Raw genomic sequence first — 23,643 nt, 5'->3', positions numbered from 1 at the left:
TTCATTTTACATGGAAAACATAAAAATATACAAATGAATCCCTCTCAGCCCCCCTTGAGATTTTTTAACTCATCCGATATAATAAATAAGAACAAATGTTCCATAAACAAAGAAAGCAGGCATGGACATGACGAGATTATCAAGCGTACAGCTTCAGATGATGGAACAGGCCATCTTTCTTCCAATGGTCATCTCCATCCTCAATCGTGATTTGACGTACCTTAAAAAACATCAAACATTCAAACTAAATGAACCATATATTCAGCTAGTCACCTCTTCATTAAAAGAAGCACAAAAAGCCCTTTATCAACTGAAACAACAGTTACGTAAAGAAAAAATGAACGTACAGCAAATTGAACACGATGAAGGATTTACGACATATTTATTTCTGATAAATGGCTATGAAGAAAAGCATAAATATTTTAATCCCCGTATACGTCATCGTGTAGAGGAAATGCTCACCCATTATTTCCTCCATTCATGAAAATAATATGGTTATATTTTACATTTATAGAAGGAACTCTTCAGTTTTTGGCGAATTGATTGTTATACCAAAAATTAGGAGGTTCCAACTCATGTTCAAAAAAATAACAGCACTCACCTTAGCAGCAGGATTACTTGTGCCAAGCACAGTGTCAGCATTAGAACCACTGCAAACAGGAAAACAAGCCCCAGCAACATCTGCACAAATAACAAGTGTAGCCTATACAACGGTTTCTATCGTTGGAAAACGAGTGAAGTTTGAAGTGAAAGCACTCGAAAATCCTTTTAACATGAATTACTATAATCGAATTGCTTGGACGAGTACGGACGAAGAGCCAAGTGTATTCAATGACAATATTCTATCGGTCATTGTCGCTAAAAAAACCGGACAGGCTTATCAAGTCTTTTCATACGAAGCGCTCACTTCGGTAAAGGACAAGATTGAATCAGGTCAAAAGGTGTATGGCTGGGCGCTTGCTTTAAATGGTGTGTGGTACCCAACGATGCCTGCAACCCTCTATTATTAAAAAAAAGCCTGCCACAGCGGCAGGCTCTAGATTGTTGACAAAGGGCTAAAATGAACTTTATTTTAGCCCTTTGTCTTCTTTTCAGCGTGATAGAAAACCTTTGCAGCCCTAGGAAGGACGAGTACTGGCACGGAGCGAATTTGACATTCGTGAGTACCAGCGCGCAGGACTGACAACGAATGCGAGGGTTTGTCTACACGCTGAAGCCTGCCACAGCGGCAGGCTCTTTCTCAATTATGATAATTCGAGCTGTTTTCTCAGCTCTTGTCTCACTTCTTCTAATCCTGGTCCATCTAACTCAAAGTAATACACATTCCCAGGCTGGTAATCGTGCCCTTTTAACTGGATGGTATCCACTGATTTTAATGAACTCAGTAAAGGGAATAGACCGATCAACTGTTTCATGGATAAATTGGTGGAGACGTTATCCCCAAGTGTATCAATGATGTTGTCATAAGACGGTATGGAAGAAATGGATTTTGATTTTTCAAAGATGGCTTGAAGTGCTTCCATTTGGCGCTTTCCGCGCATGAGATCACTATCTGCCTTTCTCGTTCTCACAAACGCTAATGCTTCTTCACCACTGAGCGTATGCGTGCCTGTTTCCACATGAACTTTTCCTTTTGAATCCTTCTCCATTTGTTTTGCAATGCCTTCATCTTCAATCGTTACGTCAATTCCATTTAGCTCATCGACAATGTCTTGAAACGCCTTAAAGTTTCCTGCAATCACATAGTCTACCGGGATGTTTAACAAATTCTCTACCGTTTTGACTGATAAATCTGCACTCCCAAACGCATGGGCGTGAGCAATTTTATCATATCCTCTCCCCGGTATATCAACATAAGAATCACGAGGAATACTTAGGAGCTTCATCGTTTTGTCTGTTCGATTCACCGTCGCCAGTAAGACCGCATCACTTCTTGCTTCGTCTACCGTTTCACCTGGACGGCTGTCAATCCCTAAGAGCAGCACCGAAAAGCTATCCTTTCCTGGATCAAAAGCTTTCACACGCTTTTGCGAGGTCTCTCCTCTTTCTAAAGATACTTGCGCTTTATTCGACGCTTTTGAAATTTTATAGTATGCGTATCCTGTGACAGATACTGCCATGATCATGACAAATGCCATGATAAACAGCACGACTTTCACCCAAGGTCTTAGCCTTCTTTTTGATCTTGTTTTCTCCTTCATCCTTTCCGAACCCTCACTCTATCTTAGTCTCACAATGTAGGTTCCACTATAACATATTTTGATGAAAGTTTCCTGCATGCAACATATTTTTATGTATCCACAATAAAAAGCTGCTCAAAATGAGCAGCTTCAGATTGCTGACAAAGGGCTAAAATGAACTTGATTTTAGCCCTTTGTCTTCTTTTCAGCGTGATAAAAAACCTTTGCAGCCCTAGGAAGGACGAGTACTGGCGCGGAGCGAATTTCACATTCGTGAGCACCAGCACGCAGGACTGACACCGAATGCGAAGGTTTGTCTACACGCTGAAGCTGCTCAAAATGAGCAGCTTTTCATCCATTACTTTTGTTCAATTCCTTTTTTCACTTCATCAATCATCGCATTCAATGATTCAAGGCCGCCGCCTGCTAAATACCACATGTCAGAGTTTAAATACACCATATGATTGTTTTTAACTGCTTTGACTGATTTCACATAATCATTTTCAACAAGCTGTTTCGCAGATGTTTTTTCTCCAATCGCCGCGCCGCGATCCACGACAAATAAGTAATCTGGGTTCGTTTTGACCATATACTCATACGAAATGCTTTGTCCATGTTTATCAGATGGCTCTAGCTTTTGATCTGCTGGTGTGATCCCAAATACATCATGGATCAGACCATATCTTGACTTAGGACCAAATGCCGTCATTTTGCTGTCGTTCGCCATGATGACGAGTCCATTTTTCTTTAACTCTTTTGCTTGTTTCTTTAATGCAGCCACTTTTTGGTCAATGGCAGAAAGTTCTTTTTTGACTTTGTCTTCCTTATCAAAAATCTTTCCTAATGTTTCAGCATTCTTTTTAAATGATTCCATATAGTTTGCATTATCTACATCCATATAAATCGTCGGAGCAATTTTAGAAAATTCATCAAATGCATCTGCTTGACGGTGCTGAATAATGATCAAGTCAGGCTTCATCTCTGCAATTTTCTCAAAGTTTGGCTCTTTTAACCCGCCGACATTCTCATATTTGTCACTTTCAAATTTAGATAAATATGTAGGGATCACTTGTTTTGGTAAGGCTGTCACGTTGACACCAAGCTTATCAAGTGTATCGAGACTTCCCATATCAAAGACGACGACTTTTTTCGGGTTTTTCTTGACCTTCACACCGTCTTTATTCAACATATCCTTTACTGTTACGGTTTCCTCATTCGTTCCCGCTGTTTTTCCTTGGTTACCACAGGCAGCAAGGACAGCAATCACTGTTAATACTGATATCATCCAAATCCATTTTTTCATGATTGATCACCTCTTCAATTTTTCAAGAAAAATATAAGCAAATACGCTCACCACGAATGACTTCGATCGGTATGCGCATGTCATAAATGTGTTCAAGTGCTTCTGTTTGAATCACTTCATCAACGCTTCCTTCTTTGATCACCTGACCCTCTTTTAAGGCAACGATGTGATCTGAATAGACAGATGCAAAGTTAATATCATGGAGAACAACAACAATCGTTTTTCCAAGATCTTTCACGAGCTGCTGAAACAGCTTCATCATTTCAACTGAATGGTTCATATCTAAATTATTTAAAGGCTCATCTAAGAAAATATAATCCGTATCCTGAGCTAGCACCATGGCAATAAAGGCTCTCTGCCTTTGTCCGCCGCTTAGTTCATCTAAATATTGATGCTGGATTTCGACAAGTCTCATGTATTGAAGAGACACATCAATCATGTTCTCATCTTCTTTTGTCAAGCGGCCTTGAGAGTAAGGAAAGCGACCAAAGCTGACAAGCTCACGAACGGTCAGACGCACACTCATGTGGTTCGACTGCTTCAAGATGCTCATTTTTTTCGCAAGCTCCTGAGGAGAGTACGCACGATAAGGTTTGTCCTCTAAATAAGCTTCCCCAGTATCAGGTTGAATCAGGCGGCTCATGATGGACAAAAGCGTACTTTTGCCTGCGCCATTTGGACCAATGAGAGAGGTCAGTTGTCCTTTTTTTACACTGACAGTTGTTTCGTGAAGCACTGTTTTTCCGTTATATGTCTTACTGACTCCCTTCATCACGACCATGAACGACTCTCCTTTAAAAGTAGATAAATAAAATACAGTCCGCCGACTAAATCAATCAGCACACTAAGCGGTGTTTGAAACGTAAATACCTTTTCCACAAGAAATTCCCCGCCTACAAGCGCAATGACACTAATGAAAAACGAGCCTAATAGCAAGTACGTGTGCCGATATGTACGAAACAGCTCTCTTGCCACATTTACGACGAGTAAGCCAAGAAACGTAATCGGGCCGACGAGGGCCGTCGCAATCGAAACAAGGACGGCAATGACGATCAGCATCTTTTTTGTGATCCCGTCATAGTCAATCCCAAGATTCACAGCCTGTTCCTTTCCTAATGACATGACATCTAATTTCGCGCGGAAGGTCCATATATAAAGACAAAGTGCCGCAAATAAAAGAGAAGCGAAGAGTAAAATATCTGTATTCATGTGATTAAAGCTGGCAAAAGACTTGTCCTGTACGACTTGGTATTCATTCGGGTCAATGAGCATTTCCATAAAGGAAGAAAGACTTTTGAACAATGTTCCAAACACAATCCCGACAAGCAGGAGTAAGAAAATATGCTTGTTTTTGCGTTTGAACATGACCGTATAGAGCAGCACAGAAAAAAGAATCATTAATCCAACGCAGAGAAAGAAATTCAGGTTCTTATTCGCGATCATCAAGTTGGTCGATCCAAAAAGATAAATAATCGCTGTTTGCAAAAACAAGTAAAGCGCGTCTAACCCTAAAATGCTTGGCGTTAAGATTCGGTTATTGGTCAATGTTTGAAACACAACAGAAGAAAAGGCAATCGCGCCTCCTGTCAAAGTCATGGCAAGCACCTTTTTTAAACGGCTCGGCACTGTGTACTCCCAGTACCCCATTTGAAAGGTGACGAAGATGACAACGAATACGGCTGCAATGGCTGCAATGAGAAATAATGTTCGTTTCTTATGCATAGCGCTTCCTCCTTAATAACATGTACAGGAAGATCGCACTTCCAATGATGCCAACCATAAGCCCGACAGATATTTCATATGGATAAATGATCACCCGTCCGAGTACATCACATATGAGCACAAAAATGGCCCCTAATAAAGCCGTATGCGGCAGGCTTTTTTTCAAGTGATCCCCTCGGTAGATCGATACAATATTCGGAATGATTAAGCCGAGGAATGGCAGCATGCCAACAGTCAAAATCGTTACAGACGTAATCATCGAAACAATCACCAAACCAACTGCCATGACACGTTTATACGTTAAACCTAAATTGACGGCAAAGCTCTCACCCATACCAGCCACTGTAAAGCGGTCAGCATATAAATACGCGATGATCAATAGAGGAACACTCACATAGAGCAGTTCATAACGCCCCTGAACAATAAGAGAAAAATCCCCTTGCAGCCATGCGGATACGTTTTGGATCAAATCATATTTATAGGCTATAAACGTGGAAATTGAACTAACAATTCCGCCAAACATTAAGCCGACTAACGGTACGTAGATCGTATCGTTCACCTTAATATGGCGTAAAATTTTTAAGAATAATAGATTGCCAGCTAACGTAAATAAAAACGCAATCGCTATTTTCATCAGCGGGCTTGCCTGTGTAAAAACAAGCATGGCGGTTAAAATACCCAGCTTGGCCCAATCCATTGTTCCTGCAGTCGTTGGAGAGACAAATTTATTTCTCGTCATGCTTTGCATAATAAAACCGCATAAGCTCAGGCTCATGCCAGCAAGCACAATACTCATCAGCCGCGGGATGCGACTTGAAAATAAGGTGTTCATTTGTTCATCTGATAGATGAAACAACTGTAAAAGAGACAGGTCCTGTACCCCGACAAACAGCGACGCACATGCCAAACACACAAACAACAAACTTAATTGGTACAACTTCATACAGGGTTCACACTTTCTATCAAGCTCTCTGCCACAAATGATTATCATTATCAATTAAGCGACAGTTCATATATTATCATATTTAGTGAAATATTCAATAGTAGAATGAGGGTGAAAACCGCATAAAAAAAACAGCTTTTGGGATCAGCTGCTTTTTTACGCTTCAATAATCAATTGAAACTGCCCTTGCAGTTCCTCTTCAGCCTCTTGAAATAACTGCCGCAAATTCTCTGCATAATCACCAAGCTCGTCTTTGCTTGCTTGATAATGAATCCACGTGAGCTCTAAAGGCAAGCTCACTTCTCCTGTTAAACAGTCCCAAAGGGCATCAAGATTTTTGCCGTAATGATCAGGAAGTTGTAACACTGTTTTTAGTTGATCATGAAGCTCCTCTTGTGATCTGCACATCGCACCATTTAGCTGTACTTTTTTCATTTCCCTCCCCCTCTTCTGTCTTTATTTTAAACGAATTGGAGAGGAAAGAGAAAGAATCCATTTCACTTTTGCCTCTCTCTGAAACTTAAACTAAGTAAGATCAGGCAGGCAGCCAGCACGAGCATGAAAAAGAGCGTTAACACTGTCTGAGTACCGTACATATCAGCAAAGAGACCAACGAACACACTTGGTATGCCAAGACCTAGATACGCAAACAAGTAATATCCAGCAACAGCTCTAGCCGCTTCCTTCTTCCCTTTCTCAACAATCAGCTGGAGACCGCCTAAGTAAGTAAATCCATAGCAAGCTGTGCCCGCTAAAAGAGTTCCAGCAAGGACAAGGAAAATGGACCCGCTATTAGCACCGAATAACAACAGGCCATATCCACACGGAAGACAAATAAAACCGATACGAAGCGCTGCACTGCTATTCATCTTTCGGACAAAAGGCTGCATCAGAACACCTGCCATATTAATAAAAAACAGCGCCGGGCCTACCCACAATTCATAGCCATTTAATTTAAGCTGTGCTGGCAAAATCGAAATGACAAGACCGCACACAGACCATGCGATAGCAATGGCTATGTTCGCAGGCATTGTCCCTTTTGGAAACCTCGGCATGTTCATTAGCGGTTTACTTGCCTCCCCTTGTACAGGCGGCACCAAAAAGAATACAGCAACAATCGTCAACATAATCAAGACCAACACAATCCAATAGCTAAGAGGCGTCAGTGACACTTGCTCAAAAGAAAGAATCGCTGTAAAAAGAGCACCTCCTCCAAATCCAATCGAACTGCATAATGCGATAAACGTTGGGATCCAGCCCGATTTCTCTGGATATAAAGCAATCAAGTAGGCAGTACATGTGCCAACACTTAACCCAAGTCCCACTCCTTGCAGCAGCCGGGCGACAAAGAGCATTTGTATGGTCGGATGCACGATCATGAGCAGGGTGGCACATAATGAAAAGCAAAGAGCGATCAATAAAATCGGTTTTCGTCCAGCCCGGTCAGACATTCCGCCAAGTAACAGTAATACTGGAATCAGTCCGAAAACATACGCAGCAAACACAAGGGCTGTTGACGCCTTTCCGTATCCTGCCTGCTCTGCATATTCCGTATAAAGAGGGACTTGCAGGTTCACTGCTGTTGTAATCATAAAAAGGCTAAATAAAACGAATACAAACGGAATCATAGATAGCTGTGCTGTTTCTTCTTTTGATGCAGGAATCATGGGACTCTCTCCTCTGTGTAAATGATATGAACCAGTGTACACATCATTTGGATTTCTTCCCACATCCAAAAATGAAGCTATTGACCAGTCCATAATTCCATGTCATCATCAATGATGACATGACAAAGGAAAGAAGGTGCACTGTGTACATTCATTTAGACCGTTCCAGCTCTACCCCACTCTGGCAGCAAATCGTCAATGGCATCATTCAAAAAATTCATACAAACACACTGAATCCTGATGATCAGTTGACTCCGTCAAGAGTATTAGCACAAGAGCTCAACGTATCTCGATCCACCGTACAGCTTGCCTATGATGAACTGCTGGCAAGAGGCTATGTCAGCACCTCTAGAAGAGGCGGAACAAAGGTCATTTCAAGTGATCACAATGCTGCTTCTCCCCCACATCAAAACGAACCGCCTTTTGCACTTCCGACAAGACCTCACTTTGACGAGGCTGAAAAACAAATGGATCGCTGGCTCTCGGCCAATCAATTTCATGACACACTTGAGATTGATTTCCGCCATCAAGAACCAGCCATCGACGACCATTTTCAAAACATATGGAAACGCTCGCTTCTAAAAGCATTACAGCGCTTAAATATGAAAGATTGGGGCTATTCTTCTCCGCATGGATTATGGGAAGTACGTTCAGAAATTCGCCAATACTTATCGGTTGAACGCGGCATTGATATAGAAGAAGACCAAATGGTGTTAACAGGGGGCACACAACAAGCCATTGACTTGATTTCACAAGTCATGCTCAAAAAAGGAGATACAGTCGCTGTTGAAGATCCTGGTTTTCCTGGAGCTAGGTTGTCCTTTTTACATCGCGAAATGAATATTTACCCCGCACCAGTCGATGAAGAAGGAATGATGGTGAATACATTGCCAGAACGTACAAAGCTGATCGCTGTAACGCCCTCTCATCAGCGGCCAACCGGTGTCTGTATGAGCGTCAATAGAAGACGGGAGCTGTTGCAGTTTGCTACGAAGGCTCAATCTTATATATTGGAAGATGATTTCGATGGGGATTATCGTTATCATGGCGGACCGCTTCCTTCTTTATTTTCAGAAGCACCCGATCATGTGATCTATATTGTCAGCTTTTCCAAGGTACTTGCTCCAGGCATCCGCCTTGCTGCCATCATCGGCTCCAAAGCAGTCATTAAAGAAATCGCTGCACTGCAATCACTTATTCAAAGACAGCTGCCGATCATGGAGCAAATCACTCTTGCCTCTTTTTTCAGAGAAGGAGAGTTTACGCGATATGTCAGGCGGATGAGACAGGTGTATAAAAAACGGCAGACAGCGATGATGGATGCTCTTTTGACACATCACTTTGACAAACACTTCCGTTTATATGGAACCGATACAGGCCTTCACGTCTTTTTGGAAGGAACATCAGACTTTGATGAACAAGGCACGATTGAGGCCGCAAAAGCGGCAGGTGTCGGCATTTATCCATTAAGCCCCTATTGTTATGAAAGCAAAAGGAAAGGGTTGCTGCTTGGTTTTGCCTGTACGGATGAAGCCATGATTCAAGAAGGTGTACGCCGATTAAAGCAAACACTGCACATCTAAAAAAGCCTGGAAGTCTCCCTTCCAGGCTTTTCATTGTGATTGCTGAACGTTTCCCACTTCTTCAATGAAAGAGGCTGTCTCTTGCAATCCATCTTGAAAATGTTGAGTAGCTGACATAAACAGCTTTTCTTGATCAGGACGCTTTAACAGCTGCTCTACCTTGCTAATTCCTTTTTCAAATGAAGCAAGACCTGTCTTTAATTGTTTGTCTGCCTTTTGATACACAGCTGGCACTTCTTGATGAGTAAGCCCTTTTTGAATGACACGGTCGAATGCTTTCGTCGCTTTTGTCAATTTTTCATTTACTTGAATTTTTCCATGTCCATCCGAAATAAATTGATCGGTCATGTTTTCATATGCTTCATTTAACTCATCCATATAACGCTGAACCCATTGTTCATACGCAGCTTCTTTTGTGTTTTGTTTTGAAGGCGGCTGACCTGCTTGATTGCAGGCCGTGAGTAGTGTCACTGTCACGGTAAATAGCAGCATCAAATGCCATCGTTTTTTCATACAGGGCCCCCATTTCTCTTTCCCATTTGTTCATATCGGTCAAATATGATCAACTTTTACCTCATACGAACACCTTGTAAGAAATGACTTATTTTTATTGTAACAGACCGCATGTATCACTTCTGTGATTTATGCGGAAATGAATGAAAATCCTTCTAATGGTTCACATTTCCCTGCCATTTCATGATGATACAGTCAATAGACGACGAGAAAGGCACATTTGGTTTCAATCTATTTCATTTTCGCCATTTTTTCTCAAATAAAAAAGACCCCTTTCGGCGCCTTTTCCTTAGATGTATGGATTTCAAATGATGATCTTTCTTAGAATGGAAGCTGCCTTATATTCTGCTATGCATGCGGCAACACCCTCTATGATCCTACCCATTTATTGTAGCTTTCCTTTACAAGCAATCTCCAGCTCTTCTACCACCTTGCCATCTTGAATGAGATATGCTTTTTCATGAAGATTCACAGCAGGACAGATGTGATTCGGAATCATTTGCACCTTCTCACCGATCTGTACACTTTGACGAAAGCCTTCATGATAGATAATGGCATGCTCATCAAATACGCTTGAAACAAATACATCATCATATTCTTTCACTTTGCCTAAGCCCTCTGTTTTGGTCAGCCCTTTTGTACGCGTTTGTGCCGTCAGCCCCTTGGCCCCTACATCTGTAATCACCCGGCGCTCTGTCGGTTTACTAATGACCGTCGTCAGCACAGATGCTGCACAATGTGAATATGTGCCGATTACATTGGACTGGGAAGCATCCATCAAGATGTATGTGCCTGGCCGTATTTCAGTGACTCCTTTTGGAATATCAAATTGAAATAAAAATGGCGGTGTTGATCCAATACTGACGACCTCTAGCGGCATACCAGCTTCTTCTGCAATCTGCGCAAAACGGAGTGTTCGATTTACAGCCTCCTCGTATAATGTCCGGCAATGTGCTTTACTTTCCGCTTGATACGTATGACCATCATGAGAAAAAATCCCCTTTAAATGAACGGCATCACTTGTTTGAATCGCCTCTAATATGTGGCAGAAATCACGTTCTTCAATGACACCAGACCTTCCCTCTCCAACCTCTATCTCAATTAAAACCTCCGCTTTTTTCTCTGATTCACAAAAGACTTGCTCAATCTGCTTCACATGCTCAACACAATCTATACCGAATGAAATCTGTATCGACTCTGCCAGTTTACGAATCCGCTTGAGTTTAATCTCACCTACAATTTGATTGGCGATAAAAATATCTTTGAGCCCATGGGCTGCCATTACTTCAGCCTCTCCTACTTTCGCCACCGTAATGCCAGATGCACCTTTCTCTTCCTGCAGCTTGGCAAGTGCAGGCGTTTTATGAGTTTTCGTATGAGGGCGCAATTTGACATGCTGACGGTCTGCATATTGCTGCATCGCCGCTACATTCTCCATCATCACCCGTTTATCAATAAGTAGTGCCGGCGTATCCAGTTCTTCATACATCATCCCCATGACCCCTTTCGTTATATAAAAAATTATATGATATAGATAAATTATATATTTTTTTATACGATAATCAATGGTTTTTTCTGCAAAAAAATGATGGCGATGAGTAAGCAGTCCAGCGGCTGTCTGCCGCTGGTCTCTCACTAATAACGATTACGAAGTTCTCTTAAGATAAAATCATACACAAGGTTGAGCTGCTGTTCCTTTGGATACAGCATAAATTCTTGTTTCTTAGGAAGACCTCCATCAAGTCGATCTTGAAATTTCGTTCGGAGATACGCTGTTCGGTGTACCTGACTCTCAAATGACTTATATGAGACATCTAGTTTGACCGATTGCTCGTTTGTAAAAGTAACAACCGTGTCTCCGAGGGATGATTCCTGAAAGATATGAATGTATTTGTGGGAGATCCAACCGCATTGAGGGCGGTTGGATGAATAGGTTGGGAAGAAATACAGATGATTGGATGAGTCAATCACGATGGGAGGCTTGTGTGATATACCTGTTACTTCATATGTTCCCGCTTTTCTGCCTGCATAGCTTGAGCCAAAGAACCTGCAACTGCGTTCTATAATTTGCAGCGGCTTTAATTCAACGTAAAAGCTTGTCTCTCTTTCGATCACTTTTGAATATACTCGTTTTCCTTCTTCAACCGGAAGGACCGCCATTGTTGTTTGATTAATGACGTATGAATCTAATGGTGTTTCACTAATTCCTGACACTTCATTTCCTCCTGTGTTAATTTTTGGTTATTTTAGATACTATTAATCTATCACCAACGTATAAGAAACGACAGGATTTTTTCAATATTTATTTAAAATTATCTTTTTATCATGTTTTTTAGTACATTCGATCTATCTAAAAGCCATTTTTAAAGATATATCGCATCTTGTCGACTGGACAAGGGGTGTCGATATGGCTCAAAAATAAATTGTCTAAAAATTATAAATTCTTGTTGATTTTTTCTCCGCCAATCCATATACTATAAAAAAGGCATCGGGGGGATTCTTTATGAAAGAGAAAAAAACGTATGCTGAGCTCATGAAGTCCCGCAACACCCAAAAAACCGAAGAAAACGGCGTGACGATTTTAGACATCTATATTCAAATGGTTTTAGATGAGGCGCTTTATAAACAGCGCTTAACCTTCCTTAGAGAAGAGATTGATAAGGCACTGGATCAGCGTGATGAAAAGCGATTCAACGACCTGTCAGCTCAATATGCAGAACACTGCTTACATTAATTATGATGATTTTACTTGCGGCAGAGAGACAGAAACTTGTCTCTTTACCGCAAGTTTTTTGTTTTTATCCATTTAATATGGTTCCGCCATTCACATGAATCATTTGTCCATTCATATAAGAAGAGTCTTCGCTCGCTAAAAATAAATAACTTGGCGCTAACTCTACTGGCTCACCAGGCCGCTCCATTGGGACATCTCCACCAAATTCAGACACTTCCTTTTCCGTAAATGTGGATGGAATCAGTGGTGTCCAAATCGGTCCAGGCGCTACCCCATTTACCCGAATCCCTTGTTTGATAAGAGATAGAGATAATGACCTTGTAAACGTTACAACCGCCCCTTTTGTCGATGAATAATCAATTAAGGTTTCATGACCTTTATAAGCAGTGACCGATGCTGTATTAATAATACTGCTTCCTTTCTTTAAATGAGGGAGCACCGCTTTTGTTAAATAGAACATGGCAAATATATTCGTTTGAAATGTCCGAAGAAGCTGGTGAGAAGTAATCTGTTCAATGCTTTTTTGCGGATGCTGTTCACCTGCGTTGTTGACCAAAATATCAATCGAACCGAAAGCATCTTTTGTTTGTTTGACGACCTCGTTTGAAAAAGCTTCATCCCCTAGGTCACCTGATATTAAAATGACGCGGCCTCCCATCTTTTCAATATAGTCCTTCGTTTCTTCCGCATCACGATGTTCATTCAAATAAACAATCGCTACATTGGCTCCTTCTTTCGCAAATAAGACAGATACTGCTCTTCCAATCCCGCTGTCTCCACCTGTGACAATCGCCGTTTTCCCTGTCAGCTTTTTGCCTTGCACCTCTCGATCAAAGATAGGTCTAGGGTTCATTTTATATTCAAGTCCTGGACGTTCGTTCTGATGCTGAGGCGGTAACGTTTTCTTTGGCTGTTTTGTTGACACGTCAGTCCACTCCTTCCTTTTATCTCGTTTATTTTTATGTGTTGCTCATTTTTTTATGTATTTCGCTCTTGTTTTCACTAAAATGTATGATTTTCAGCATCGTGGAAAAATTATACACAATAAGTGACTGGAGGCGACAACATGGAACAAGAACATAAAGGATCGGAACAAGCAAAGTCGTTATGGCTAGCTGATAGTGAGAAGCCCTCTTTTCCTACTGTCAGCGAAGACCTTACAGCAGATGTCATCATTGTCGGTGCCGGTATTACCGGTATCGCTACTGCATTTGAAATGACAGAACGCGGACTGGATGTCATCATCATAGATGCTGATCAAGTAATGCAAGGAACCACTGGACATACGACAGCGAAAATTACTTCCCAGCATGATGTTTACTATCATGAGCTGATTCAGCATATTGGTATGCCGAAAGCCCGTTTATATGTAGAAGCAAATGAAAAAGCAAAGGAGCTCATCCAAGCACGTGTGAAAGAGTATGACATTGATTGTCAGCTTGAGGTAAAAGATGCTTACCTTTATACAACAGAAGAAAACGGCGTCAAAAAGTTAAAGAAGGAATTAGATGCGTACAAACAGCTCGGTATCGATCGCGAATGGAAAACAGCGCTCCCGTTTGATGCTGGCATCAAGGCAGCCCTCGCCATGACGCAGCAGGCACAATTTCATCCTCTTCATTATCTTCATGCACTGATCGATCAGCTCATTGACCGAGGCGTGCGCATATTTGAACAGACAACGGCAGTCGATGTAAAAGAAGGAAAACACCCTGCTGTCATCACAAAAAGTGGTCATCATCTGATGGGGCGCTCTATCATTTCATGCTCACACTTTCCTTTTTACGATGGCAAAGGACTGTATTTCACGCGAATCCATCCTGAGCAATCTTATGTCGTCGCAGCCAAAACAAAAAAACCGCTTCCAGACGGCATGTACTTAGGAATTGATCAGCCTGCCCATTCATTAAGAACGGCGAAATTCCATGGAGAAGATGTCGTGCTCATCGGTGGACAAGGCCATAAAACCGGACAAGGCGGAGATGAATCCGCACACTATGAAGCACTAGAAAAGTTTGGTGAAGCCACCCTTGGTATAACGGAAGTCCTTTACCGTTGGTCCACGCATGATATGATCACAATGGATCAAATCCCTTACATTGGCCGCCTGACATTACATCATTCGAATATTTTTGTGGCAACAGGCTTTAGAAAATGGGGCATGACCACAAGCCACGTAGCAGCGACACTGATCGGAGATTTGATCGAAGGAAAATCGAATCCTTACGAATCCATCTTTACTCCATCAAGACTCGTGTCAGACGCATTCGTAAAAGACTTTATCAAAGAAAACACCAATGTTGCAGCGAAGCTAATCAGCGGTAAATTAAAACGAGCTGATCAAACAATAGATGATTTAAATCCGGGTGAAGGCGGGATTGTATCTTATGAGCATAAAAAATGTGGCGCATTTAAGTCAGAGGACGGCGATATCTTTCTTGTCGATACAACCTGTACTCATTTAGGCTGTGAAGTCGCGTGGAATAATAGTGACCGCACGTGGGACTGTCCTTGTCACGGGTCTCGCTTCTCCATTACGGGAGAAGTAGTAGAAGGTCCGGCTAAAAAACCACTAAAAAGGTCATATAAAGAACAGTAAAATTTCACTGTTTTCCCTTTAAAAAAACCAAAATTATCCGATAAAAAACATAAAGTCTGATATTTTTGATAATCATGGGGGGACAAACACATTGTTATTTAAAAAAGAGAGTAAAAAGAAAAACACTGCTTTTTTCACACAGCAGGATGATGGGATAAAACGAATCAATTTTCCGGAGAATACGGACATTGCCAAACAAATTAAAATGATTGATTTGACGCAGCAAGACCTTTTTATCTTGAAACAGCTGAATCCAATCGTTCAAGATGAAATTGAACATATCGTCGATAAATTTTATAAAAACCTAGAAGTCGAGTCTTCCTTGATGCACATCATTCAAGATAACAGCTCAGTCGAGCGTCTAAAGAAAACACTACGCATTCATATTAGTGAAATGTTTGCCGGTGTGATTGACGAATCTTATGTGGCCAAAAGAATTAAAATTGCACAAGTTCATTTAAGAATTGGACTTCAACCTAAATGGTATATGGCAGCCTTCCAAGACCTATTGCTATCCATAATGGATTTATTTGCCCAGCATATCCAAGATTTCAAAGAATATCAGACGGCAGTGAAAGCGACGACGAAAATTTTAAATCTAGAGCAGCAGCTTGTCCTAGATACGTTCCAAAATGAATACTCTAAAGTTCGTGATGAAGCAGAACTACAGCAAAAAGAGCTTCATACAAAAATTACAGAAACATCTAATTCACTTGCTTCTCTCTTCTCAAACACAACAAATGCAGTGGACAAACTTGTATCAAAATCTGATGAGATGGCGGATATGTCACAGGCTGGCACAAAGATTTCAGCACAAGTTGAAGAGAAATCAATTGGCGGTAAAAAAGAGTTAGAAATTCAGCAGACGCAAATGAACCAAATTGACGGCAGTATGACAAAGATTGAAACAGAAATTAAACGCTTAGAAGAAATTGCGAAACAAATTGAACAAATTTTTGGGATCGTCACAGGTATTGCGGAGCAAACGAATTTACTCTCTTTAAACGCTTCAATCGAATCAGCTCGAGCAGGTGAACATGGCAAAGGCTTTGCTGTCGTTGCAAATGAGGTTCGCAAATTATCAGAGGATACAAAGAAAACGGTTTCAACTGTATCTGAGCTCGTCAACAACACAAATTCACAAATCGCCATTGTGTCACAGCATATTGCTGATGTGAATTTACTTGTGACAGACAGTAAAGAAAAAATGACCCAAATCAACTCGCTATTCGATGATATCGTCAGCAGCATGAACTTAAGCAAAAACCAAAACGGAAAAATTGAAATAGATTTGCAAACATTCCTAAACGAATTGAAAGAAGTCAAACAAACAGTGTCCCAAGTGGCAAGTTCGGTCGAGTCCTTAACGAGTCTGACAAATCACTGATCCAGTCATTCTTCTTCTGTTTTAGTATAATAGAGGAAAAGATAGAAAAGGCGGGATTTGATTGACAGCAATTTGCCTAGTCAGACACGGAGAAACCGATTGGAATGCAGCAAAACGAATTCAAGGACGAACAGATATCCCTTTAAATGACACTGGTAAATGGCAAGCGGAACAAACCGGTCTTTACTTAAAAGATGCCCACTGGGATGTTGTCATTTCCAGTCCGCTATCAAGGGCAAAAGAAACAGCTCATTTGATTTTACAGCATGTACATGCACCGCTCGTGATCATGGACGATTTTATTGAACGTGACTATGGCGACGCTGAAGGCATGTCATTTGAGGAACGTCAGAAACTGTTTCCGAATAAACAGTATCCAAATATGGAACCATTATCGGCACTTCAAGATCGAATGCTAGAAGGTATTGAAAAAGTGAGAGCAACCTACCCAGATCAACGGGTACTAATCGTAGCACATGGTGCTGCCATCCATGCCTTACTCACCTCACTAGCTGACGAACATATGGGTATTAAGGATACAAGACTTGAGAATGCCTGCTTAAATTATGTGGAATGGACAGATGGTGAATGGAAGGTGAGCGATTACAACGTGGTCAGCCATTTAACACAATCTGCCCCTTCTTAAAGAACCTGTTTTCATAGCAGGTTCTTTTTCATGTCAAAAACAATGATAAAATAATATTTTTTTATATCGAAATTCGAAATAGATGATAGCCTTTTCTACCTATTTTATGGCATTTCGGGTATCGAATGTTTATCCTCAAATAGATCATGAGAAAAAAAGCACGATTCCTTTTTAATAGGAAACCGTTGGAAATATAGAATAAACATATTTTACCATCATTTCCAAGCGACTTAATTCCCTATTTTTCGCTAGGACTTCCACAAAAATTCGGGTCTACTCTTATTTGCCTATCTCTATTAAACTGAAAATACAGAATAATCAAACGGATCATTCTTATAGACTACGGATGATTATTCTGAAATAAGAAAAAAGGGATGTGGAATGTGCGTGAAAAAGAAAAATGTGATGACAAGTGTTTTATTGGCTGTCCCTCTTCTGTTTTCAGCAGGGTTTGGAGGCTCGATGGCAAATGCCGAGACTGCCTCAAAGTCAGAAAGCGAAAAAAGCTATATTGTCGGCTTTAAAGCTTCTGCCACCACAAACAGCTCTAAGAAACAAGCAGTGACACAAAATGGTGGGAAATTAGAAAAACAATACCGCCTCATTAATGCTGCACAAGTGAAGATGTCTGAACAAGCCGCAAAAAAACTTGAACACGACCCTAGCATTGCTTATGTAGAAGAAGACCACAAAGCAGAAGCATATGCCCAAACCGTCCCTTATGGTATCCCTCAAATCAAAGCTCCAGCCGTACACGCTCAAGGTTATAAAGGTGCTAACGTCAAAGTAGCTGTCCTTGATACTGGAATCCACGCCGCACACCCTGACTTAAATGTTGCAGGCGGTGCTAGCTTCGTCCCTTCAGAGCCAAATGCCACACAAGACTTTCAATCACACGGAACTCACGTAGCCGGAACCATTGCTGCCCTTGATAACACGATTGGTGTTCTTGGGGTTGCGCCAAGCGCCTCCTTGTATGCCGTTAAAGTGTTAGATCGAAACGGAGATGGACAATACAGCTGGATTATCAGCGGTATTGAATGGGCTGTTGCCAATAACATGGATGTCATCAATATGAGCTTAGGCGGACCAAACGGCTCCACAGCGCTTAAAAATGCTGTAGACACAGCGAATAACCGCGGAGTAGTTGTCGTTGCCGCAGCAGGGAATTCAGGTTCAATTGGCTCTACTAGCACCGTAGGCTATCCTGCAAAATACGACTCTACAATTGCTGTTGCCAACGTGAACAGCAACAATGTCAGAAACTCCTCTTCTAGCGCAGGTCCTGAATTAGATGTTTCTGCACCTGGTACATCGATTTTAAGTACAGTACCAAGCAGTGGATATACGTCTTATACGGGAACATCAATGGCATCTCCTCATGTAGCAGGAGCAGCAGCGCTTATCCTTTCTAAGTATCCGAATCTATCAACGTCTCAGGTTCGTCAGCGCTTAGAAAATACGGCAACACCGCTTGGTAATTCGTTCTATTATGGAAAAGGATTAATTAACGTTCAAGCGGCTTCTAACTAAAATAAGTGTGACAAAAAAATCCGGCGAACTGAGCCGGATTTTTTATTTATTGCTTTTTCGATGTTTCCTCTTTTTTTGCGGCTTTTTCCATATCGATGATTCTCTCCATCATCGTCGGGTGTCCATAGCGGAATATTTTCACTAAAAGTGGCGGATTGACTTGGGAAAGCCCTGATTTTGCAAGCTTTTGAAATGACGTCACCCCCGCCTCTCCATCTTTCGTCAAGTTCACGGCGTATTCATCAGCTGCACGTTCTTGATGCCTTGACACAGCATTTGTAAAAGGAGAAGCAACAAATGACAGCATAGATACAATGATCAACAGAAGTGGAAGAGCAGCAAAGTCATGTGGTGCCTTCAGACGAAATGAAGAAGCGCCTTTTTGGTAAAGGGAAAAATAAAAACGGTCAATGGCAAAAAATCCAACCAGAGACAGCACTAAATATCCTGCTAAACCGATATACACATGCTTCATCACGTAATGTCCCATCTCATGCGCCATGATAAATAAGATTTCACGGTCTTTCAGCTTTTGAAGTGTCGTATCCCACAAAACAATACGCTTATTTTCACCAATTCCTGTGACGTAAGCATTCATCGTGTTTGTTTTCTCTGACATGTTGACTTCATATACATGATCTGCTGGAATGTTTGCTTTCTCTGCAAGAGTTAATATCTTTTTCTCAAGCGCTTGATCCTTCAATGGGTAAAAATCATTGTAGAGTGGATCAATAACGACCGGCTGTATAAAGAAGAGAAACAGTGTAACTGGAACGGTTAAACACCAAGCATACAGCCACCAATATTTCCTTTTCTTTTGAATGAGCCAAAAGAACACAATCGCGCATAGAACAAGCAGTGGATATTGAATCCAAAAATCAAGCGTTTGGTCTTTTAGCCAACTTGCCGTGCTTTGTGTTGAAACACCGTAGTACAAGGACAACTGGTAGCCTACCCACTTGACCGGCAATGTGATCAGCATCGTCAAAAGTGACAGCACAAACACATACACAAGTTTGCTCAAAAGGTGAAAACGAGCTGCTGCCAAGCTCCAATCTGCTAATTTCCTTGAAAACCCTGAAATGAGCAAAAGGAAAAAGACATACCAATCTAAAGGAATTGTCATAAAGTACAACAGGTTACGAATGTTCGAGTAATTTCCACTGATCAAAAGCTCATGGCTTGTCATAAATGTATGCGGGTCTGCACTTGTCCCTTTCACACTGTCAGGGACAGATGAATCCCCCATTAGAAATAAGTAAGAATAAATAAAAAGACCGTACAATATGTATGCTACCGTTGCAAGAGCTATCCATTTGCGTACTCGCACTGGTCAGCCTCCTTTCCATTTCTCTCTCTATTGTAATCACGCACGTTTTTGTTTAGAACCTGTCTCATGTGGCTCCATCATAGCATGCCCTATCTGAAAAAGCTTGAGTGAAAAAAATGATTATGCTGTTCAAAAATCGGAGAAACTAACTATAAAAAAGTGAGTTGGAGGTTCATCATGAAGAAAATCCTTGCAGGAATTGTGATCTTTGGGCTTTTACTGATTACCTTCTTTTATGTGTTCAGCCGGACAAGTGACATCTTCGATGAAAATCGAGCAGAGAAATTATTGCTTTCACCGACGAACCAGTCCATTTCTTATGAAATAGATGATAAAGATACAACTGAGGATCTAATTGAACAATTAAACAAAGGGAAACAAACAAGCAGCCATCTCAAAAAGAATGTAAAGAAGCCAGATTATATCGCCAAGGTCATGTTCGGACGGACAAATGGCACTTCTTTTCAGCTATGGACCAACCGCTCTCAAGTTGTTTTTTTAGTAGACGGCACCTATTATGAATTAAATCAAAAACAGTCAAATTCCTTTCGAAAACAGGTACAAGAAGCGATTCAAAAAGGAGCCTCTTCATAAGAGACTCCCTAGATTGTTGACAAAGGGATAAAATGAACTTGATTTTATCCCCTTGTCTTCTTCTCAGCGTGATAGAAAACCTTTGCAGTCTAGGAGGCGCGGAGCGAATGTGAACCAAGCACGCAGGACTGACAAAGAATGCGAGGGTTTGTCTACACGCTGAGGAGCCTCCTCATAAGAAGAGACTCTTTTTTTATTTACTTGTTTCTGCTTGGTACTTATCCTTTAGCGCTCTTCTTAAAATTTTACCAGTCGTGTTTTTTGGAATATCATCAATGAAATGGATCGTTTGGGGCTGCTTATATTTCGCCAAATAGCGTGAACAATGTGTGATGATGTCTTCTTGATTGATGTGAGCATGTTTCTTAGGGGAAATGTAACAGACAACAGCCTCTCCTGTGTTTGGATCGGGCACACCGATGACAACGGCTTCTGCTACAGCTTCATGTTGATAAAGCACTTCTTCTACTTCTCTTGGATAGACATTATACCCGCTTACGAGAATCATATCCTTTTTTCGATCGACGATATAAATATATCCGTCTTCATCTCTCCTTGCCAAATCTCCTGTGTACAGCCAGCCATCTTTCAGTGCTGCTTCTGTGTCTTCTGGCATTTGATAATAGCCTTTCATAATGTTTGGCCCTTTTGCGATCAGTTCTCCGACTTCGTTTGGTCCAACTTCCTCTCCAAGTTCATTCACGATCTTATTTTTCACATTCATAATATCAGTGCCGACCGAACCTGGTTTTCTTTTTCCATCAAGGGGATTGAATGCCGTCACTGGGGAAGCCTCTGACAATCCATAGCCCTCTAACACCGTGACACCGAACTTTTCTTCAAAACCGTGAAGTAAAGCAACAGGCATGGATGCACCGCCTGATATACAAATCCTCACCGACTTCATCGCTTCCTCATGACCGTCCTGACGATATAAATAGTTATACATGGTTGGAACACCAACAAATAGCGTTGGTTTTTCTTTCTCCATCATTCGTAAAAGCTCTGATGGGCTGAAATGCGGCAGGACATAGATGGTCGCTCCATGAATCAAAGGGGCATTCATACAGACGGTCAAACAAAACACATGGAACATCGGCAAAGCAGCAATCACCTTGTCCTTCTCATCAATTGACAGGTACTCCGCAATGTCTCTTGCATTTGAATATAGGTTAACATGAGTGAGCATTGCCCCTTTTGGTTTTCCTGTTGTGCCAGATGTAAATAAAATAACGGCCGTATCGTCAGGTTGTATGGAAGGATGCTCAGTTTCCGGCGCATCTCCAGACACAAGCTTTCCGAAGAAAACAAGACGATCAGATACTTCTTTTAAACTTGACCTGCACGCAGATTCATTTTGTGCACAAATAATGACTCGTTCAATAGCTGGAAGCTGTTCATACACCTGCTCGTATATCGGCAGAAGCTGATCCGGTGCAACAATCCCTTTTACATCACCAGTGACCAGCATATAGCCGATTTCACTTGGCGTATATGTTGGATTGACAGGTACAACAACAAGTCCTGCCTTTAATGCACCAAAAAATGAAATCACAAAATGCGGTGAATTTCCTAAAATCAGCGCGATATGATCTCCCGCTTGAAACCCTTCGCTCACTAAACCATCTGCAAAACGTTCGATACTTGTCATCAGTTCTTGATAGGTCCACTTGTTCCCTTCAAAGATCAGTGCGACGTTCTCTCCCTTGGTCATCGCAGTCTGCTCAAGATTTTTGATCAAATCCATTCTCCCACCCCTTATACTTCATCAATGAATGAATAGCCATTCATTTTATGACCAAACATTCCTCCTTTCTATTATAATAGACAATCGAAAAAATTCACAAGATCAAATGTAAACCGCTTTCATCCCTTTCATTAGAAAAAGCACCGCTATCTCTAGCCGTGCTTGTCCTTGCTTAATAAATCAAATCCAGAAAATCTTCTTTTGATACGTTACCAAAATAATGGCGCATATCCATGTCTTCTAATACATCACTAATGGTTTTGCGATCATATTGCTGCCCGATGAGTCGTTTCTCAATATCAGCAATATCCCCTACACCGAAGAAGTCACCAAAAATTTTGCAGTCTTGAATGATGCCTTTTTTCACTTCTAATCGAAGATCAATCGATCCAGCTGGAAAACGCTTAGAGTGCTGCAAGTTAAACTTAGGTGAACGGCCGTAGTTCCATTCCCATTTTTGGTATCGATCACGAGAAATCTCATGAATCTTCTCCCAATCCTTTTCTGTCAGCTGATACTCAGGCACGTCTCCGTTCGTGTCAAAAATATAGCTTAAAAGAATTTTTCTAAATTCTTCTGTTGTCATCTTTTGATCCATCAGTTCACTAATATTCGCAACCCTGCTTCTAATGGATTTGATGCCTTTTGATTCAATCTTTTCTTTCTTCACATTTAATGCCGAGACAACATGTTCGATTTCTGAATCAAATAATAGGGTGCCATGACTGAAGATACGTCCTCGTGTAGCAAATTGAGCATTCCCCGAAATTTTACGCCCATCTGCCATGATGTCATTTCTGCCGCTTAATTCCGCTTTGACGCCAAGCTTTTCAAGCGCTTTGATGACTGGCTCGGTGAATTTTTTAAAGTTATGAAAGCTGTCCCCATCGTCTTTTGTAATAAAACTGAAGTTCAAGTTTCCTTTGTCATGGTAAACTGCACCACCGCCAGATAACCTGCGAACGACTTTGATGCCATTGTCTTCCACATATTTTGTATTGATTTCTTCTATTGTATTTTGGTTCTTTCCAATAATAATGGATGGCTGGTTGATGTAAAACAGCAAATACGTTTCTTCTGGATCTAAATATTTTAAGCAATACTCTTCAATTGCTAAATTAATCATTGGGTCATAATGTTGCTCGTTATCGATAAACAGCAT

General features: G+C 41.2%; 23 protein-coding genes. 9 read left to right on the top strand and 14 right to left on the bottom strand.

The window, feature by feature from the left end; translation table 11 throughout:
- Positions 1-127 precede the first annotated feature (127 nt).
- Together MHH31_RS05230 and MHH31_RS05225 are read left to right on the top strand one after the other, a co-directional pair.
- On the top strand, positions 128-484 hold the full coding sequence (locus tag MHH31_RS05230) for a hypothetical protein (protein WP_342495346.1): 357 nt from the start codon (positions 128-130) through the stop codon (positions 482-484).
- A 91-nt stretch (positions 485-575) separates the two neighbouring features.
- Complete coding sequence (locus MHH31_RS05225; protein WP_060780949.1) at positions 576-1,010, top strand: hypothetical protein; 435 nt, start codon at positions 576-578, stop codon at positions 1,008-1,010.
- 234 nt (positions 1,011-1,244) lie between these two features.
- On the opposite strand, the gene MHH31_RS05220 is transcribed toward MHH31_RS05225, so the two are convergent.
- The 7 genes from MHH31_RS05220 to MHH31_RS05190 all read right to left on the bottom strand — a co-directional run bounded on the left by MHH31_RS05220 (position 1,245) and on the right by MHH31_RS05190 (position 7,815).
- Positions 1,245-2,201, bottom strand: coding sequence for an LCP family protein (locus tag MHH31_RS05220; RefSeq protein WP_142154715.1), 957 nt, complete (start codon positions 2,199-2,201; stop codon positions 1,245-1,247).
- Between the two features lie 337 nt (positions 2,202-2,538).
- Positions 2,539-3,483, bottom strand: coding sequence for a siderophore ABC transporter substrate-binding protein (locus MHH31_RS05215; RefSeq protein WP_342495345.1), 945 nt, complete (start codon positions 3,481-3,483; stop codon positions 2,539-2,541).
- 22 nt (positions 3,484-3,505) lie between these two features.
- Positions 3,506-4,264 carry an ATP-binding cassette domain-containing protein gene (locus MHH31_RS05210; protein ID WP_019743341.1) on the bottom strand — a complete coding sequence of 253 codons (759 nt, stop codon included), beginning with the start codon at positions 4,262-4,264 and terminating at the stop codon, positions 3,506-3,508.
- Positions 4,255-5,205 (bottom strand): iron chelate uptake ABC transporter family permease subunit, encoded by a 951-nt coding sequence (locus MHH31_RS05205; RefSeq protein ID WP_019743340.1) that lies wholly within the window; start codon positions 5,203-5,205, stop codon positions 4,255-4,257. The genes MHH31_RS05210 and MHH31_RS05205 overlap by 10 nt, the downstream gene beginning before the upstream one ends.
- Positions 5,198-6,148 (bottom strand): ABC transporter permease, encoded by a 951-nt coding sequence (locus MHH31_RS05200; protein WP_342462419.1) that lies wholly within the window; start codon positions 6,146-6,148, stop codon positions 5,198-5,200. Before MHH31_RS05200 ends, MHH31_RS05205 begins: the two co-directional genes overlap by 8 nt.
- A 156-nt stretch (positions 6,149-6,304) precedes the next feature.
- Positions 6,305-6,583 carry a barstar family protein gene (locus MHH31_RS05195; RefSeq protein ID WP_342495344.1) on the bottom strand — a complete coding sequence of 93 codons (279 nt, stop codon included), beginning with the start codon at positions 6,581-6,583 and terminating at the stop codon, positions 6,305-6,307.
- Positions 6,584-6,645: 62 nt separating this feature from the next.
- A complete protein-coding gene (locus MHH31_RS05190) occupies positions 6,646-7,815 on the bottom strand; it encodes an MFS transporter (protein ID WP_203144230.1) in 1,170 nt (389 codons plus the stop codon).
- A gap of 143 nt (positions 7,816-7,958) precedes the next feature.
- Between MHH31_RS05190 and MHH31_RS05185 the strand changes: the two genes are divergently transcribed.
- A complete protein-coding gene (locus MHH31_RS05185; protein ID WP_342495343.1) occupies positions 7,959-9,398 on the top strand; it encodes a PLP-dependent aminotransferase family protein in 1,440 nt (479 codons plus the stop codon).
- Between the two features lie 30 nt (positions 9,399-9,428).
- Here the strand turns inward: MHH31_RS05185 and MHH31_RS05180 are convergent, their stop codons facing one another.
- The 3 genes from MHH31_RS05180 to MHH31_RS05170 form a co-directional block, all read right to left on the bottom strand.
- A complete protein-coding gene (locus MHH31_RS05180) occupies positions 9,429-9,911 on the bottom strand; it encodes a hypothetical protein (RefSeq protein WP_008348662.1) in 483 nt (160 codons plus the stop codon).
- 385 nt (positions 9,912-10,296) lie between these two features.
- Complete coding sequence (locus MHH31_RS05175) at positions 10,297-11,403, bottom strand: D-TA family PLP-dependent enzyme (protein ID WP_217967384.1); 1,107 nt, start codon at positions 11,401-11,403, stop codon at positions 10,297-10,299.
- Between the two features lie 143 nt (positions 11,404-11,546).
- Entirely contained in the window at positions 11,547-12,125 is a 579-nt protein-coding gene (locus tag MHH31_RS05170) for a competence protein ComK (RefSeq protein WP_017366958.1), read from the bottom strand.
- A gap of 289 nt (positions 12,126-12,414) precedes the next feature.
- Between MHH31_RS05170 and MHH31_RS05165 the strand changes: the two genes are divergently transcribed.
- The gene (locus tag MHH31_RS05165; RefSeq protein ID WP_003210924.1) at positions 12,415-12,645 is read left to right on the top strand and encodes an IDEAL domain-containing protein; all 231 of its coding nucleotides are present in this window, start codon (positions 12,415-12,417) and stop codon (positions 12,643-12,645) included.
- Positions 12,646-12,709: 64 nt separating this feature from the next.
- Here MHH31_RS05165 and MHH31_RS05160 read toward each other — a convergent pair whose 3' ends face one another.
- Complete coding sequence (locus MHH31_RS05160; RefSeq protein WP_058337510.1) at positions 12,710-13,570, bottom strand: SDR family oxidoreductase; 861 nt, start codon at positions 13,568-13,570, stop codon at positions 12,710-12,712.
- 141 nt (positions 13,571-13,711) lie between these two features.
- Here MHH31_RS05160 and MHH31_RS05155 point away from each other — a divergent pair, with 141 nt between their 5' ends.
- The 4 genes from MHH31_RS05155 (at position 13,712) to MHH31_RS05140 (ending at position 18,810) form a co-directional block, all read left to right on the top strand.
- Positions 13,712-15,244, top strand: coding sequence for an FAD-dependent oxidoreductase (locus tag MHH31_RS05155; protein WP_342495342.1), 1,533 nt, complete (start codon positions 13,712-13,714; stop codon positions 15,242-15,244).
- Positions 15,245-15,335: 91 nt separating this feature from the next.
- The gene (locus tag MHH31_RS05150; protein WP_007497200.1) at positions 15,336-16,631 is read left to right on the top strand and encodes a globin-coupled sensor protein; all 1,296 of its coding nucleotides are present in this window, start codon (positions 15,336-15,338) and stop codon (positions 16,629-16,631) included.
- A 61-nt stretch (positions 16,632-16,692) separates the two neighbouring features.
- Positions 16,693-17,277 carry a histidine phosphatase family protein gene (locus MHH31_RS05145; protein WP_058337511.1) on the top strand — a complete coding sequence of 195 codons (585 nt, stop codon included), beginning with the start codon at positions 16,693-16,695 and terminating at the stop codon, positions 17,275-17,277.
- A 387-nt stretch (positions 17,278-17,664) separates the two neighbouring features.
- Complete coding sequence (locus MHH31_RS05140) at positions 17,665-18,810, top strand: S8 family peptidase (RefSeq protein WP_045034875.1); 1,146 nt, start codon at positions 17,665-17,667, stop codon at positions 18,808-18,810.
- Positions 18,811-18,856: 46 nt separating this feature from the next.
- Here MHH31_RS05140 and MHH31_RS05135 read toward each other — a convergent pair whose 3' ends face one another.
- Positions 18,857-20,140, bottom strand: a complete 1,284-nt coding sequence (locus tag MHH31_RS05135) for a M48 family metallopeptidase (RefSeq protein ID WP_058337512.1) — start codon at positions 20,138-20,140, stop codon at positions 18,857-18,859.
- Positions 20,141-20,317: 177 nt separating this feature from the next.
- Between MHH31_RS05135 and MHH31_RS05130 the strand changes: the two genes are divergently transcribed.
- Positions 20,318-20,734 carry a hypothetical protein gene (locus MHH31_RS05130; RefSeq protein ID WP_007497192.1) on the top strand — a complete coding sequence of 139 codons (417 nt, stop codon included), beginning with the start codon at positions 20,318-20,320 and terminating at the stop codon, positions 20,732-20,734.
- A gap of 193 nt (positions 20,735-20,927) precedes the next feature.
- On the opposite strand, the gene MHH31_RS05125 is transcribed toward MHH31_RS05130, so the two are convergent.
- Positions 20,928-22,481, bottom strand: coding sequence for a fatty acid--CoA ligase family protein (locus MHH31_RS05125; protein WP_058337513.1), 1,554 nt, complete (start codon positions 22,479-22,481; stop codon positions 20,928-20,930).
- Positions 22,482-22,653: 172 nt separating this feature from the next.
- Positions 22,654-23,643, bottom strand: a complete 990-nt coding sequence (locus tag MHH31_RS05120; protein ID WP_008348846.1) for a lipoate--protein ligase — start codon at positions 23,641-23,643, stop codon at positions 22,654-22,656.

The sequence above is a fragment of the Bacillus sp. FSL K6-1033 genome, assembly GCF_038630765.1.
In the GTDB taxonomy this organism is placed as follows: domain Bacteria; phylum Bacillota; class Bacilli; order Bacillales; family Bacillaceae; genus Bacillus; species Bacillus altitudinis.
Note: the sequence above shows the minus strand (reverse complement) of the source record. Positions and strands in the feature narration are given on the sequence as shown.

What these genes read in the sequence shown, in the direction of transcription:
- MHH31_RS05230 (WP_342495346.1), top strand. Translation starts at nt 128, where the DNA reads ATGACGAGATTATCAAGCGTACAGCTTCAGATGATGGAACAGGCCATC.
- MHH31_RS05225 (WP_060780949.1), top strand. Translation starts at nt 576, where the DNA reads ATGTTCAAAAAAATAACAGCACTCACCTTAGCAGCAGGATTACTTGTG.
- MHH31_RS05220 (WP_142154715.1), bottom strand. Translation starts at nt 2,201, where the DNA reads ATGAAGGAGAAAACAAGATCAAAAAGAAGGCTAAGACCTTGGGTGAAA.
- MHH31_RS05215 (WP_342495345.1), bottom strand. Translation starts at nt 3,483, where the DNA reads ATGAAAAAATGGATTTGGATGATATCAGTATTAACAGTGATTGCTGTC.
- MHH31_RS05210 (WP_019743341.1), bottom strand. Translation starts at nt 4,264, where the DNA reads ATGGTCGTGATGAAGGGAGTCAGTAAGACATATAACGGAAAAACAGTG.
- MHH31_RS05205 (WP_019743340.1), bottom strand. Translation starts at nt 5,205, where the DNA reads ATGCATAAGAAACGAACATTATTTCTCATTGCAGCCATTGCAGCCGTA.
- MHH31_RS05200 (WP_342462419.1), bottom strand. Translation starts at nt 6,148, where the DNA reads ATGAAGTTGTACCAATTAAGTTTGTTGTTTGTGTGTTTGGCATGTGCG.
- MHH31_RS05195 (WP_342495344.1), bottom strand. Translation starts at nt 6,583, where the DNA reads ATGAAAAAAGTACAGCTAAATGGTGCGATGTGCAGATCACAAGAGGAG.
- MHH31_RS05190 (WP_203144230.1), bottom strand. Translation starts at nt 7,815, where the DNA reads ATGATTCCTGCATCAAAAGAAGAAACAGCACAGCTATCTATGATTCCG.
- MHH31_RS05180 (WP_008348662.1), bottom strand. Translation starts at nt 9,911, where the DNA reads ATGAAAAAACGATGGCATTTGATGCTGCTATTTACCGTGACAGTGACA.
- MHH31_RS05175 (WP_217967384.1), bottom strand. Translation starts at nt 11,403, where the DNA reads ATGATGTATGAAGAACTGGATACGCCGGCACTACTTATTGATAAACGG.
- MHH31_RS05165 (WP_003210924.1), top strand. Translation starts at nt 12,415, where the DNA reads ATGAAAGAGAAAAAAACGTATGCTGAGCTCATGAAGTCCCGCAACACC.
- MHH31_RS05155 (WP_342495342.1), top strand. Translation starts at nt 13,712, where the DNA reads ATGGAACAAGAACATAAAGGATCGGAACAAGCAAAGTCGTTATGGCTA.
- MHH31_RS05130 (WP_007497192.1), top strand. Translation starts at nt 20,318, where the DNA reads ATGAAGAAAATCCTTGCAGGAATTGTGATCTTTGGGCTTTTACTGATT.
- MHH31_RS05125 (WP_058337513.1), bottom strand. Translation starts at nt 22,481, where the DNA reads ATGGATTTGATCAAAAATCTTGAGCAGACTGCGATGACCAAGGGAGAG.
- MHH31_RS05120 (WP_008348846.1), bottom strand. Translation starts at nt 23,643, where the DNA reads ATGCTGTTTATCGATAACGAGCAACATTATGACCCAATGATTAATTTA.